Consider the following 14,197-nt stretch of genomic DNA (forward strand, 5'->3'; position numbering starts at 1 on the left):
GAGCCGATCATGAGCGCGAATCCCATCCGCAGGGTTGCCCTGCGCAATCTCGCCGCCCACAAGGTGCGGCTGCTGCTGACCGTCCTGTCCGTGGTGCTCGGCACCGCGTTCGTCACCGGCTCCTTCGTCTTCACCGACACCCTGCAGCGCACATTCGACAGCATCTTCGCCGACGCCGCCAAGGGCGTCGACGTCCGCGTCAGCAGCGAACAGCAGGGCGCGAGCGGCGTCCCCGACTCCGACGTCGCCGTCGTCTCCGCGGTCCCCGGCGTGCGGACCGTGGTGCCGGCGTTCGGCGGGCCGGTCATCGTCCTCGACTCCGAGGGCGCGGCCATCCAGACCGGCGGCGCCCCCAGCGAGGGCACCGCCTACCTGCCGCCCGACCAGCAGCTCGGCGACCCCAACGAGTTCGTCGCCGGACAACCGCCCACCGTCGACGGCGAGATCGCGCTCAACTCGAGCGCCGCCGAGCGTGCCGGACTGTCCGTCGGGGACCCGACGAAGATCCTCGCCGCCTCGGCCGGGATCGTCCCGGTCACGGTCAGCGGCATCTACGACGTCGAGACCGACACCGGCGGCTACGTCGGGGCGATGTTCACCGAGAACCAGGCCCGCACCCTGTTCACCGACGGCACGCACGTGCAGTACATCGACGTCGCCGGCGACGGTGTGCCCGCGGACGAGCTGCGGGACCGCATCGCCGCCGCCGTGCCCGGCCAGAAGGTCCAGACGGGCGCCGAGGTCAGCGAGGAGATCAAGACCGAGATCGAGGAGGCGCTGAGCTTCCTGAACTACTTCCTGCTCGCGTTCGGCGCGATCGCGCTGCTGGTGGGCACCTTCATCATCTACAACACCTTCTCGATGATCGTGGCGCAGCGACTGCGGGAGCTCGCGTTGCTGCGGGCGATCGGGGCGAGCCGCAGCCAGGTGGGCCGGTCGGTGAACCTCGAGGCACTGGTCGTCGGGATCGTGGGCAGTGCCCTCGGCATCGCCGGCGGCGTGGCCCTGGCCTACGGGCTGCGCTCCGCGCTCAACGCGTTCGACGTCGGCCTGCCCTCGGGCCCGCTGCAGCTCGCGCCGCGGACCGTGCTCGTGGCCCTGCTCATCGGCGTCGTCGTCACCGTGGTCAGCGCCTACGCGCCGGCCCGCCGCGCGAGCAAGGTCCCGCCGGTCGCGGCCATGCGGGAGGAGTCCACCGCGACCGTCGAGTCGCTGCGGCTGCGGACCGTCATCGGAGCCGTCGCCGCCGTGGCCGGTGCCGTCACCGTCGTCGTCGGCGCCCAGGGCACCGGCGGTGGCGCGGCCTCCACCGTCGGCGTCGGGGCCTTCGCCCTGATCATCGCGGTCCTGCTCGCGGCGCCCGCGCTGTCGCGGCCCTTCGTCGCGGGGCTCGGCGCGGTGTTCGCCCGCCCGTTCGGGGCCGTGGGCCGGCTCGCCCGCACCAACGCGGTGCGCAACCCCCGCCGTACCGCCGCCACCGCCTTCGCGCTCACGCTGGGTCTGATGCTGGTGTCGGTGATCGGGGTGTTCGGCGCGTCCGCCAAGGAGAGCGTCAACTCGCTCGTCGACACCGGCGTCAAGTCCGACTTCATGCTCACCGGACCGCAGATGATCGGGGTGCCCGTGGGGGCCGCCGCCGCAGCGGCGCGGGCCGAGGGCGTGGAGGAGACCATCGCGATGCACGGCGTCCCGGCGCGCATCGGCGACGAGGACACGTTCGGCGTCGCGCTGTCCGGCCCCCTCGGCGACGTGCTCGAGGTCGACGTCACCGAGGGCCGGGAGGACGTCGCCGGCACCGACCTGCTGGTGTCGCAGACCACGGCGGGCGAGAAGGGCTGGAAGGTCGGCGACGCGGTCACCCTCACCAGCCGCGACGGCGAGGACGTCGGCACGACGGTGAGCGGCATCTTCGCCGACAACCAGTTGCTCGGCTCGTGGGTCGTCTCCGAGGAGGTCTACCAGCAGTTCACCCCGCCTGCGTCGCGCTCGGACTTCGTGGTGTTCGTGAACACCGCGGCCGGCAGCGATCCGGAGACGATCCGCACGGCGCTCGAGGACGCCACCAAGCAGTTCGTCGTGGTCCAGGTGCTCGATCGGGAGCAGTTCAAGGGCCAGCAGGCCGCCCAGATCGACACGCTGCTCGCCGTGCTCTACGGGCTCCTGGCGCTGGCGGTGGTCATCGCGGTCCTGGGCATCGTCAACACCCTCGCCCTGTCGGTGGTGGAGCGTCGCCGGGAGATCGGCATGCTCCGCGCGGTCGGCATGCAGCGGGTCCAGGTCCGCCGCACGATCTACATCGAGTCGATGCTCATCGCGGTGTTCGGCGCGGTCGTCGGTCTGGTGCTGGGCCTGGCGTTCGGCTGGGGCTTCGTCCGGACGCTGGCCGACCAGGGCCTCGACAAGATCGCCGTCCCGTGGGGGCAGGTGATCGCCATGCTCGTCGGTTCCGGCGTGGTCGGTGTGCTCGCCGCCCTGTGGCCCGGCGTCCGTGCCGCACGCACGCCGCCGCTCGAGGCGATCTCCGACATCTGACGCGACGGGACCCCCGCCCGTCTCCCTCCGCCCCCGGTGCCCCGCGCGCCGGGGGCGGAACTCGTGCTGCCGCAGGCGCGACCCGGCCGCAGTGACCGGGACCCTCGTCTCCGGACGTGAGTTGTCCACAACCGGCCCGTTCTTCCACAGTTTCACGCCGGCGGCAGTGCGCCCCGCCGCGGCAGGCGCGCAGCGGATTACGCTGCTGCGCCGAGGGGGTGGATCGAATGGATCTTCGGCAGTTGCAGCGGTGGGACCCGGATGCGCTGGACGGTCTCGGCGCGGTGCTGGACCGGCATGCGGGGGAACTCGAGCGGATCGGCGCGCAGATCACCGCGTCGAGACGGTTCGACGGACAGTGGTCGGGGCTCGCGCACGCGGCCGCCGAGCAGCGGCTCGATGACGTCACCGGCGGGATCGTGCGACGGTCCGACGCGTATCGGGAGGTGAGCCGCTGCGCGGCGTGGTGCGCGCCGCGGCTGCGGGCACTGCGCGCGGAACTCGACGACGCGACCCGCTGGGCGCGAGACCGGGCGTTGACCGTGCGGGACGACGGAACCGTCGCGGGCGGACCGGGTACCGACCCGGAGCGGCACGAGGCACAGGCCCGCATCCGTGCGGTCCTCGACCGGGCCGAGACGCTGGATCGGCGGGCCGCAGCCGACCTCGGCCGGGTGCCGGACCAAAGCCCTTCGCGTCCGCTCGGTTTCGGGGGCGTGCGCGCTGCGCCCGCGTCCACCCCGGCGGTGCCGGCGCCCGGGACGGCGGCGGCCCAGGTCGCCGCGTGGTGGGCCGGACTCGACCACGGCGAGCGCACGAAGGTCGTCACCCTGGCACCCGAGCTGATCGGCAACCTCGACGGCGTGCCGGCCGCGGTCCGCGACCTGGCCAACCGCGCGCAACTGGCGGGGGAACGGCGCCGGCTCGAGGAGGTCGCCGCCCGATTGCAGGCCCAGCTCGACGCCGATCCGCTCGGCGGACTGGCGAGCAACGCCGACGCCGGACTCGCCCAGACCCGCAACAAGATCGCCGCGCTCGACGCCATCGAGACGACGCTGGCCCGCGAGGACAGGCGGCTGCTGGGCCTCGATCTGTCGGGCCGGGAAGCGATGGCCGCGGTGGCGGTCGGGGACGTCGACACCGCCGACCACGTCACCGTGTTCACCCCCGGCGCCGGCTCCACGGTGCAGGGCAACCTCGCCGGGTACGACACCCGGATGGCGGCGCTGCGGGAGGAGGCCATGCGCCACCTGCAGGAGGCCGGCCGTGCCGCCGAGTCGGTCGCCGCCGTGACGTGGCTGAACTACCAGGTGCCGCAATGGGGCTGGGGCCTCGCCCGCACCGAGCTGAGCCCGGTGTCGGACCTCGCGGCGGTTCGTGCCGCCCCGCGGCTCGCCGGCTTTCTCGACGGTCTGTACGCCGAGCGGGACCCGCACGTCACCGCCGTCGGTCACTCCTACGGTGCGCTCGCCACCGGCCTGGCGCTGCAGCAGGGTGTCGGGGTGGACGCCGCCGTGTTCCTCGGCGCCCCGGGAATCGGCACCGACGACGTCGCCGAACTCGGTGTGCCGCCGGGCGCGACGTACCTCGTGGAGGCCGACCGCGACCCGGTCGGTGACGTCGGCACGTTCGACGGCGATCCGAGTTTCCTCGACGGCGTGACCCACCTGTCGAGCGACGCCGGGGCGGACGCGTCCGGCCGGCCGCGGCTCGGCTCGACCGGGCACAGCGAGTACCTGAGCGACGGAACGATGAGCCTGTACAACGTCGCCGCGGTCGTCGGCGGCCTCCCGGATCGAGTGGTGCGATGAAGGTTCTGCGCGTCGGTGTGCCGGTGCTGGCCCTGTCGCTCGCGGGGTGCGCGGGCGGGCCGGTCCCCGTCGCCGTGCCCGAGCCGGTGGCGGCGGACCGCGCCGGTGCCGTCGAGTACTACACCCGGGTCCAGCGCGACGCGATGGCCGCCCTGTCGGACGCTTTCCCGGAGATGCAGTTCCGGCAATCGGACCCGGCCACGACGGCCTACTGCGAGATGCCCGACGGATCGGCGGGCACCACGGTGTTCCTCCCGATCCACCTCTCCGATCGGCCGGTGCCGCCGGGGCAACTGGAGCGGGCGGCGCGGGTGTTCGAGGAATCGTTGGCGGGCACCGGTTTCCGCGGTGCCCGGTCGCTGCCGGTCGAGACCGGGCTCCAGATCCGGATGTTCGCCGCGGACGGTTCCTCCATCTCGTTCGGCAGCTATCTCGCCGCGACGGTGGGGCTGACGGTGGGGTGCTACCCGGACCGGCCGTAGTGAACTCCCCGTGCCCGCCGGTGTGCGACGAGGGCAGAAAGGGCCGGGAGGCGAGGAGCGAGGGAGGTTCCTCATACGCACTTGAATATCCCTATTGCGCGGATAGGGAGGGAAGTTTAGGGTATTTATGTGAGTGAACGTCTCTATTCGGTGGACGAGGTGGCCGAAAGCCTGGGTCTGCACGTGCGCACCATCCGCAACTACGTGCGCTCCGGGCGGCTCCCCGCGGTCCGCATCGGCAAGCAGTACCGCATCGCGCAGCAGGACCTCGAGGCCTTCACCGGCCGCCCGATGCCGCCGTCGTCGCGCGAGTCGGCCGGACGCCGGCGGCACACCGACGTGTCGAGCATCGTGGAGATCGACGCGGTCGGCGCCGAGACGGCCCACCGCCTGACCACTCTCGTGACGAGCGCGGCGGGCAACCGCCGTTCGGGCGACGAGCCGCTGCGGATCGAGACGGTGTACGACGAGAGGAGGGCGAGGATGAAGATCGTCATCCTCGGCGGGCTGGCCGACACCGCCCGGCTGTTCGACTACATCGACGGGGTGCTCGAGTCATGACCACGATCTACACGTCCGAGGCCGGCGCCCGCGAGGTCCGGCGGCGCTATCGTGATGCCCTGCGGGACTGGCCGATTCCGGCCGAGCATGTGCGGGTACCCACCCGCCAGGGTGAGACCTTCGTGCTCGTCTCCGGTCCGGACGACGCGCCGCCCGTGCTGCTGCTGCACGGCTCGGGAGCGAACGCGACGATGTGGCGTGACGACATCGGCTCCTGGGCGCGGCATTTCCGAACCTACGCCGTCGACCTCGTCGGTGAACCGGGGGAGAGCGCGCCGTCCCGGCCGCCCCTGGCCTCCGACGCGTACGCGCTGTGGCTCGATGACGTGCTCGAAGGTCTGGGGGTCACGAGCGCTGCGATCGTCGGCGTGTCCCTCGGCGGCTGGATGGCGGTGGACTACGCCACCCGGCGCCCGGAACGGGTGACGCGGCTGGTCCTGCTGTGCCCCGGTGGCCTGGGCCGGCAGCGGATGGGCTGGCTGGTCAAGGCGATGTTCCTGCGTCTTTTCGGGCGCCGGGGGGCACTCCGTTCGGCGGCCGTCGTCACCGGCCTGGACACTCCCGAGACGCGTCCGGTCCTCGACGAGGTGGTGCTGACGTTCGCCCACTTCAAGCCGCGTACGGAGCGGTTGCCCGTGTTCTCCGACGACGCGCTGCGGCGGCTGACCATGCCCGCGCTCGTGATCGTCGGTGGCCGCGACGTCCTGTTCGACTCCGAGGGCACCGCCGACCGCGTGCACCGGTGCCTCCCGCACGCGACCGTCGAGGTGCTACCCGAGGCCGGGCACGCGATCCTCGGCCGGACGGAATCCGTCCTCGAATTCCTGCGCGACTGACTGGCTGTGCCGACGTAGTCCTGCGTGTACTACGTTGCGCTGCTTCGGTTTCTGGGATGCGCATCGGATGCGCAGGAACCGCGGTACCGGCCGGCGGCGACGACCTCGCATTCGACGCGGCGATGGCACCGATGCTGATGGCCGAATCCGTCTGCCGGTCCCTCGCACGCGTACGAGCGGTGGGACGGCAGGGGCTGTCCCGCCTCAACGCCCTCTCCCGCCGGTCGACGGTATCGAGGCGGACCTGGCCTGCTCCCGCCGAGGACAGTCGGACATCACATCAATTGAGTGCATGTACGTGTATGCAAAATATGAGTTGGATTTATGTGAGTGGGGTCACTTCAATGGGTGCATGACCAGCAGCACTCCCGCGCGTTCCGCCATCGACCTCTTCGCCGACGAGGTCCTGACCGACCCCTATCCGACGTACGCCGAACTCCGCGATCTCGGCGCGGTGGTGCATCTGCCCGCCAACGACGTCTATGCCCTCACCCGGTACGACGTCATCCGCGACGCCCTGGCCGACCCCGGCACCTTCTCGTCCCGGACGATCGGCTTCAACCCGATGGTCAACGAGGCGCTCCGAGGCACGTCCCTGGCCTCCGACCCGCCGATCCACACCGAACTGCGCGCGGCGCTCACCGAGAATCTCACCCCGCGGGCGCTGCGGGGACTCAAGGGCCAGATCGAGGCCAAGGCCGATGCGCTGGTCGCGGACCTGGTGGCCGAGGGATCGTTCGAGGCCATCGATGCGCTGGCCCGCGCCTTTCCGCTCGAGGTCGTCGCCGACCTGATCGGCTTCACCGGCGCGGCGCGCGACAACATGCTGCGCTGGGGACAGGCCGCGATCGAGGTCATCGGCCCGATGAACCAGCGGACGGCCGAGAACTTCCCGATCGCCGGTGAACTCTACGAATGGTGCGCCGGGGTCCGGGCCGAGGATCTGGCACCGGGGTCGGTGGGTCGCGGGATCTTCGATGCCGAGGCCCGGGGCGTCATTCCCCCCGACACCGCCGGCCACATCATCCACCAGTACCTCGGTGCGGGGGTGGACACCACGATCACCGCGCTCGGCAACATCGTCGCGCTCTTCTCGGCCTTCCCCGACCAGTTCGACCTGGTCCGCCGGAATCCCGCCCTGGTGCCGGCGGCCTTCAACGAGGCACTTCGATTCTGGGCTCCGATCCATGCCTGGGGCCGCTCGGTCACCGAGGACGTGGAGATCGACGGCACCCTGGTGCCGGCCGGATCCCAGGTGGCGATCCTCTTCGGTGCGGGCAACCGCGACCCGAGGCACTACGAGAACCCGGACGCCTTCCTGGTCGAACGGAACCCGGTCGACCATCTGTCCTTCGGTTACGGTCCGCACGGCTGCGCCGGTCAGGGTCTGGCCCGTCTCGAAGCTCACGCCGTCATCGCGGCACTGGCGAATCACGCGCAGCGGCTCGTGGCCGCCGAGCCGGTTCGCGTGCCCAGCAACATCACCCGTTCCATCGACGAACTCGAGATCCTGAAGGTGGTCCCCGCATGAAGATCGTGCTCGACAGGCCCAGTTGCGAAGGCCACGGACTGTGCGAAGAGGTCGCTCCCGCACTGATGCACCTCGACGACGAGGGCGAACTGATCATCGACGTCGGCGAGCTCCCCGAGGGCAGCACCGAACTCGCCGCCGCAGGTGCCGCCGTCCGGGTCTGCCCCGTGGCCGCCCTCAAACTGGCCTGACACCGACAGCCGCAGGAACGGAACCCACATGAACGGCACCGACATGAACGGCACCGAAGCTCCCCGACGAATCGTGGTCGTCGGCAACGGGATTGCCGGCCAGACGGCCTGTGACAGCCTGCGCGCCGCGGATTTCGACGGCGACCTGACCATCGTCGGGGACGAACCGCGGGCGGCCTATTCGCGGCCCGCGCTCTCGAAGGCGCTCCTGGTCGACGGTGGTTCCCACGAACTGGCCCCGCCCACGCACGAGGCCACCGAGGTGCTCGGGGTCGCAGCGGTGGGCCTCGACGTCGAGTCCCGCCGTGTGAGTCTCGCCGACGGATCGGAGCTGAGCTTCGACGGACTGGTGATCGCGACGGGTTCCCGGGCCCGGCGCCTCGGTGGTCCCGACAGCCCGGAGCTGACCTTGCGCACCCTCGACGACGCCCTCGCGTTGCGGGAGCGGCTGGCGGCGCGGCCGTCTGTCGTGGTCGTCGGCGCCGGCCCACTGGGCATGGAGATCGCGTCCGCGGCGCTGTCGGCGGGATGCGAGGTCACGCTGGTGGCCGACGGTAGGCCGATGCTCCCGCATCTGGGGCCGTGCCTGTCCGAAGCGTTCACCGCGGCTGCGGTCGCCCAGGGGCTGAAACTGGTCGACGGTACCGCCGCAGGAATCGACGGCGCGCGTGCCGTGGTCCTGAGCGACGGCTCACGGGTCGAGGCCGACCTGATCGTCACCGCGATCGGCGACATTCCCAACACGGAGTGGCTGGCCACCAGCGGACTGATGGTCGACGGCCGCCTCGAGGCGGACTCGCGCGGGCGAGTCGCGCCCGGCATCGTCGCGGCCGGTGACGTCGCGGCGATCCCGACGCGTGGGGGTGTGCGCCGGATTCCGCTGTGGAGCAGCGCGATCGAGCAGGCCAAGGTTGCGGCCGTCGCTCTCCTGGCCGGCGACGCCGCGCCCGAACTCGACCTCGATCCGTACTTCTGGACCGAGCAGTTCGGGTTGAACCTCAAGGCGGCCGGCCACCTGCCGGCGGCCGGCGAACCCGAGTTCCTCGTCGGTGACAGCCCGCACGGACCGTCGGTGATGCGCTGGACGCACGACGACGGACGCGGCGTCGCGGTCGCCGTCAATCACCGGATCCCGATCCCGAAGCTGCGCCGCATGGCCTCGGCCGACGCGTGACGCCGCAGTTTCGACTGACGCCGCAGTTTCGACTGACGCCGCAGTTTCGACTGTCGCCGCGGGGTCGGCCGACGGATACGTAGAGTTCGTGTGGATGAACCAACCGCTCGACCACCCGAGCGATCCGGACCTGGGACGGCTCGCCTCGGTCAACCTCAACCTGCTGGTGCCGCTGCTGGCACTGCTCGAGGAGGGGTCCGTCACCCGCGCCGCGGCCCGGGTGGGCATGACCCAGCCCGCGATGAGCCATGCCCTGGGCCGGATGCGCCGGCTGATCGGCGACGACCTGGTGATGCGGCAGGGGAGCGGCCTGGTGCTCACCCCGCGCGCCCTGGAACTGATCGCTCCGCTGCGTGACGTGCTGCGGCAGACCGCGCGGGTGGTGGACTTCCCGGGCTTCGATCCCGCTCGCGACAGCCGCACCATCACGGTGGCGATGACCACCAGCACCGCCTTCGTGGTCGGGCCGAATCTGGCGCGACTGATCGCCGAGCGGGCGCCGAATGCGAGCCTCCGGATGCGCAACTTCGTCGAGCCGCATCCGAGCGACTTCACCGACGACGGGGTGGACGTCGTACTCGTGTCCGAGGCGTTCTCCTCGCCGTACCCGCGCCACCGGCTCTACGAGAACCGCTGGGTGGTGATCGCCCACCCGGACAGCGATCCCGAGGCGTCTGCGCTGGACCTGCTCACCTCGCTGCCCCACGTCACCTACGACTCCCGGCACCGGGTGGCACCGTACGCCGCGATGGACGCGCACGGCGTCCATTACCGGATCGGGCAATTGATCTCGGACCACCTGCTCATCCCGCATCTGGTGGCAACGGCCGGTGGGGTGGCGGTGCACACCTTCCGGGTCGCTGTCGCGATGCGGGAACGGGTGAACCTCCGCATCGAGGAGTTCCCGCTGCCGGTCTCTCCGTTGGGTGTCGACATGGTGTGGAACCCGCGCCTGGCAGATCAGGAGTTCATCGGCTGGTTGCGGGGGATCCTGGTCGACGCGTCCGCCTTCGAGCCGGCGGCACCGACGTCCCGGGCGGCCCGTGACGGGTGATCGTCGGGGACGGACTTCCTCGTGCCGATGCTGAGCCTCAGTCGGCCGATGCGAGCAGGTGGCACCAGGATCCGGTGAGTTCGTCGAGACAGATCTCGCGGGGGGTCCGCCAGCCGACCGAGAAGTAGCGGCGCGAGAGGTACTCGAGCTGGCCGAACGCGAGCACGCAGCGGATCCGGCGACGGTCCGGCGGGAATCGGTTCGCCAGGTTCAGCCCCTCGGTCATCTGGCCGACCGCGTCCTCGAACCACTGCTCGGTCCTGGCCGCGACGTCCGGCTCATGGGCGGCCTGGTAGGACGCGGTGAGGTAGGGCTTGATCTCGTCCCACTGCGAGAACTTGCGGTCCAGCCACTCCTGGATCCGGTCGCGCGAGCCGGAGGCGACCACTGCGGTCAGCGTGGGGTCGTCGGCCGTCGTGAGGATCGCGTCGACCTTCGTCAGCAGTGCGCTCATCACCTCGGCCTTGGACGCGAAGTGCAGGTAGAAGGTGGTCCGGGTCGAGCCGGCGGCGGTGGCGATGTCGTCGATCGTGGTCGCGGCGTAGCCCTTGGTTCCGAACAGCTCGAGTGCCTTCGTGAGGAAAAGCTCGTAGGTCATCTGCTTCTGTGCGGCACGGAGCGACATGGGCTCGGATTCTAGCCGCAGTACAGCCACTGACCTGTCAGCACAGTCACATGGCGATATGCATCGTTACTTGACATGATGTAATGCGAACGCCTACTGTGATACGCACCACGTCGTGCCGACGCGACGCTGACGAAAGGAAGTGCCGATGACTGGCGCCCACACTGCCGAGGGCAACACCGTCCATACCGTCCTCGGCCCCGTTCCCGCCGACGAGTTGGGGGTTGTCTCGGTTCACGAGGCGCTGTTGTCGGTGGTTCCGGGCGCGGAGCACGCATTCGACATCACCATGGACCGCGCCGAGATCTTGGAGACCCTGGCCGCGAAGCTGACCGATTTCCGTGAACACGGCGGACGGACGATCGTCGACAGCACCGGCATGTTCCACGGTCGCGATGTGAAGCTGTACGAGGCACTCTCCCGCACGACAGGCGTGCACATCGTCGCGTCCACCGGCATGGGCCCGGAGAACCTGCTCGGCGGCTACTTCCTCACGCCGCAGACCAACCCGCCCACCCCGTGGCCCGCGGAGAAGTTCGCCGACCTGTTCACCAGGGAGATCACCGAGGGCATGGTGGTTCCCCGCGTCGAGCGCCGCGGCGCCGCAGGCCTGGTGACCACCGCCGCGGATCCCGACGGTATGACCGCCACCGAGGAGAGCCTGTTCCGCGGCGCGGCCCGCACCGCCCTCGCTACGGGAGTCGCGGCCTCGATCCGCTACGGGAACGACGCCGTCCACGACCTCGGGATCGTCCTGGCCGAGAAGCTGCCGGCGGACCGCGTCGTCGTCGGCGGTCTCGACCGCAAGGACGCGATCGCCGCCGGCGCACCGCTCGAGATCGCTCGCCGCGGAGCCTTCGTCGCCCTCGACCACGTGGGCACGGCCGACGACATCCACGTCACCGACGAGGAGCGCGCCGCCGTGATCCGCGAACTGATCGAGGCCGGGCACGGAAACCGAATCCTGCTCTCGTGCAACGCGACCGGCGTGTCGAAGGGCGAACCCGGCGGAGACACGGGCGAACCCGGCGGAGACACGGGCCGGCCCGGCGGAGACACGGGCCGGCCCGGCCGCGACCTGCCGTTCAGCTACGTGCTCTCGACGTTCGTTCCCCTGCTCGCCGCGCAGGGTCTCGGCGACGAGGACATCCAGCGCATCCTCACCGGCAACCCGCGCGACCTGCTGGCCGTGCGCTGACGCCCCACCCGAAACCGCCGAAGAGATTTTCCCGAAGGGGAGTTGTTGTGTCGAGAGTGAACACCGTTCTGGGTCCGATCGCGACCGAGGAACTGGGCATCGTCGCCATCCACGAACACATCGGATACGGCATGCCCGGCTCCGAACTGGACACCCGATGGTGGAAGACCCCCGAGGAGCGCTACGAGGAGACCGTCCCGAAGCTGCGCAAGTTCCATGAATACGGGGGCGGCACCTTCGTCGACGTCACCGGCATCTGCAACGGCCGTGACATCGACTACTACAAGTCGCTGTCCGCCAAGACCGGCGTGAACATCATCGCCTGCACCGGATTCGTCGGCGGCGACACCGCCCTGCCGTTCTTCGAACGGGCGAGCGTGGACTACCTGACCCGGCAGTTCGTGCACGAGATCACCGTCGGCATCGGCGACACCGGCAGCCGCGCCGGCGTCATCAAGGTCGGGGTGAGCCGTGGTGGCCGGATGACGGAGCTGGACAAGCGCATCTACCGTGCTGCCGCTCGCGCCGCGCTGAGCACCGGCGTGCCGATCCTGACCCACCTGGCGATCGACGCCGAGAACGCCATCACCATCTTCAACGAAGAGGGCCTCCCGCTGGACCGCGTGCTGTTCGGGCACGCCGACGACGGCGTGAACGCCGAGAAGACGCGCGACACCTGGATCGCCGAACAGGGTGGCCGCGTCGGCTTCGACACCTTCGGATACGAGACCGAACTCGAGGACCCGCCGTTCTGGGCCCGGCCGCGCAAGGAACGCCTGGACCACTTCCTCCGGTTCCTCGGGGAGGGCCACCTCGACCAGGCACTCGCCGGCGTCGATGCCAACTGCAGCCCGCTCGGGTGGCCGGGTGTCAAGGGCCACACCGTGAACTACCTCTTCGAGGACCTCATTCCGGACCTGCGCGAGGCCGGTCTGGACGAGGCCACGATCACCACGCTGTTCGTCGAGAACCCGGCCGACTTCCTCACGATCCAGTCCTGATCGCCCCAGGACAACCCAGCGCATCCACTCCCAGGGCGCTCCCGTACGCCCGACCCAGAGAGAAGAGACCCATGCAGCCTTCAGACCTGAAGAACCTCCGCGTCGCCATCGTCGGCGCGGGATACGCCGGCGCGGCGGCGGCCAAGGCACTGAGCCTGCTCGGCGCCGATGTCGACGTGTACGAGCAGGCCACCGAGGTCCGGGAGGTCGGCGCCGGCATCGGTCTGCGCCCGTCCAGCATGGACCGCTTCCGCGAATGGGGGATCTTCGACGCGATCGCGAACGTGAGCTCGCCGAGTGACTACTTCGAGATCCTCACCGCCACCGGTGATCCGATCATGAAGGACACCTGGCCGGCCTCCGCCGACCAGACGAAGACCTACCTGATCCACCGCGGTGACTTCATCGACGCTCTCCTGGGCGTGCTCCCCGACGGCATGGTGCACCTCGGTCACAAGCTGCAGACCGTCGAGGACCGGGGCGACCGTTCCGTCCTCACCTTCACGAACGGCACGACCGTCGAGGCCGACCTGGTCGTCGGCGCCGACGGCATCAAGTCGGTGGTGCGCCGGGAGCTGTTCAGCGACAAGGACCCACGGTTCTCCGGCGAGCACGCCTACCGCGCAGTGATCTCCGTCGACGACGCCCACGGGATGGTCACCGACGACAATCTCCGGATGTACATCGGCAAGGGAACGAAGGTCTACCTGCTGCCGCTGCGCCACCGGGGCCAGGTGTCCTTCGACATCACTGCCCTGTGCCCGGACAGCACCTGGGCGCCGCAGATCACCAAGGACGATCTCCTGAGGACCGTCGAAGGCTTCGACGAACGCATCGTGAACATCACACGCGACCTCGACATGGACACCGTGAACATCCGCGCGGTCTACGACATCGACCCGGTCGACACGTGGCACTCGGACTCGGTCGTCCTCGTGGGCGACGCAGCCCACTCGATGCTGCACCACCAGGGCCAGGGCGCGAACTCGGCAATCCTGGACGCCGGCGGTCTCGCCGACGCCCTGCGGGAGGCGGACTCCGTCAGGGAGGCGCTCGCGTCGTACCAGGCAACCCGCAAGCCGGTGACGGACGAGCTGCAGCGCATCTCCCGTCAGGGATGGACCGAGGACGAGGTCAACGACGTCTTCCCCGGGCAGAAGCCGTCGTCCCAGGCGTCCGTCTCCCAGCCGCAGGTCTGACG

General features: G+C 70.3%; 13 protein-coding genes. 12 read left to right on the forward strand and 1 reads right to left on the reverse strand.

Annotated elements, in window-relative coordinates; translation table 11 throughout:
• Positions 1-9 precede the first annotated feature (9 nt).
• The 9 genes from G6039_RS08525 (at position 10) to G6039_RS08565 (ending at position 10,172) form a co-directional block, all read left to right on the forward strand.
• Complete coding sequence (locus tag G6039_RS08525; protein ID WP_029542538.1) at positions 10-2,532, forward strand: ABC transporter permease; 2,523 nt, start codon at positions 10-12, stop codon at positions 2,530-2,532.
• A gap of 227 nt (positions 2,533-2,759) precedes the next feature.
• Complete coding sequence (locus G6039_RS08530) at positions 2,760-4,343, forward strand: alpha/beta hydrolase (protein ID WP_029542540.1); 1,584 nt, start codon at positions 2,760-2,762, stop codon at positions 4,341-4,343.
• Entirely contained in the window at positions 4,340-4,825 is a 486-nt protein-coding gene (locus G6039_RS08535; protein WP_006938643.1) for an LppA family lipoprotein, read from the forward strand. The genes G6039_RS08530 and G6039_RS08535 overlap by 4 nt, the downstream gene beginning before the upstream one ends.
• Before the next feature lie 129 nt (positions 4,826-4,954).
• Positions 4,955-5,386 (forward strand): helix-turn-helix domain-containing protein, encoded by a 432-nt coding sequence (locus G6039_RS08540; RefSeq protein ID WP_006938641.1) that lies wholly within the window; start codon positions 4,955-4,957, stop codon positions 5,384-5,386.
• On the forward strand, positions 5,383-6,222 hold the full coding sequence (locus G6039_RS08545) for an alpha/beta fold hydrolase (protein WP_006938638.1): 840 nt from the start codon (positions 5,383-5,385) through the stop codon (positions 6,220-6,222). Before G6039_RS08540 ends, G6039_RS08545 begins: the two co-directional genes overlap by 4 nt.
• Positions 6,223-6,574: 352 nt before the next feature.
• Complete coding sequence (locus tag G6039_RS08550; RefSeq protein ID WP_006938636.1) at positions 6,575-7,753, forward strand: cytochrome P450; 1,179 nt, start codon at positions 6,575-6,577, stop codon at positions 7,751-7,753.
• Positions 7,750-7,944 (forward strand): ferredoxin, encoded by a 195-nt coding sequence (locus G6039_RS08555; RefSeq protein ID WP_006938635.1) that lies wholly within the window; start codon positions 7,750-7,752, stop codon positions 7,942-7,944. Before G6039_RS08550 ends, G6039_RS08555 begins: the two co-directional genes overlap by 4 nt.
• Before the next feature lie 28 nt (positions 7,945-7,972).
• Positions 7,973-9,118, forward strand: coding sequence for an NAD(P)/FAD-dependent oxidoreductase (locus G6039_RS08560; RefSeq protein WP_006938634.1), 1,146 nt, complete (start codon positions 7,973-7,975; stop codon positions 9,116-9,118).
• Positions 9,119-9,212: 94 nt separating this feature from the next.
• Complete coding sequence (locus G6039_RS08565; protein WP_029542547.1) at positions 9,213-10,172, forward strand: LysR family transcriptional regulator; 960 nt, start codon at positions 9,213-9,215, stop codon at positions 10,170-10,172.
• A 37-nt stretch (positions 10,173-10,209) separates the two neighbouring features.
• Here the strand turns inward: G6039_RS08565 and G6039_RS08570 are convergent, their stop codons facing one another.
• A complete protein-coding gene (locus G6039_RS08570) occupies positions 10,210-10,797 on the reverse strand; it encodes a TetR/AcrR family transcriptional regulator (RefSeq protein WP_006938629.1) in 588 nt (195 codons plus the stop codon).
• Positions 10,798-10,945: 148 nt separating this feature from the next.
• Between G6039_RS08570 and G6039_RS08575 the strand changes: the two genes are divergently transcribed.
• The 3 genes from G6039_RS08575 (at position 10,946) to G6039_RS08585 (ending at position 14,195) form a co-directional block, all read left to right on the forward strand.
• The gene (locus G6039_RS08575; protein ID WP_043799275.1) at positions 10,946-11,995 is read left to right on the forward strand and encodes a phosphotriesterase family protein; all 1,050 of its coding nucleotides are present in this window, start codon (positions 10,946-10,948) and stop codon (positions 11,993-11,995) included.
• A 47-nt stretch (positions 11,996-12,042) separates the two neighbouring features.
• Positions 12,043-12,996, forward strand: a complete 954-nt coding sequence (locus G6039_RS08580) for a phosphotriesterase family protein (protein WP_006938624.1) — start codon at positions 12,043-12,045, stop codon at positions 12,994-12,996.
• Positions 12,997-13,067: 71 nt separating this feature from the next.
• Positions 13,068-14,195 (forward strand): FAD-dependent monooxygenase, encoded by a 1,128-nt coding sequence (locus G6039_RS08585; protein WP_006938622.1) that lies wholly within the window; start codon positions 13,068-13,070, stop codon positions 14,193-14,195.
• Positions 14,196-14,197 lie beyond the last annotated feature (2 nt).

The organism is Rhodococcus aetherivorans (genome assembly GCF_011058165.1).
GTDB classification, from domain to species: domain Bacteria; phylum Actinomycetota; class Actinomycetes; order Mycobacteriales; family Mycobacteriaceae; genus Rhodococcus; species Rhodococcus aetherivorans.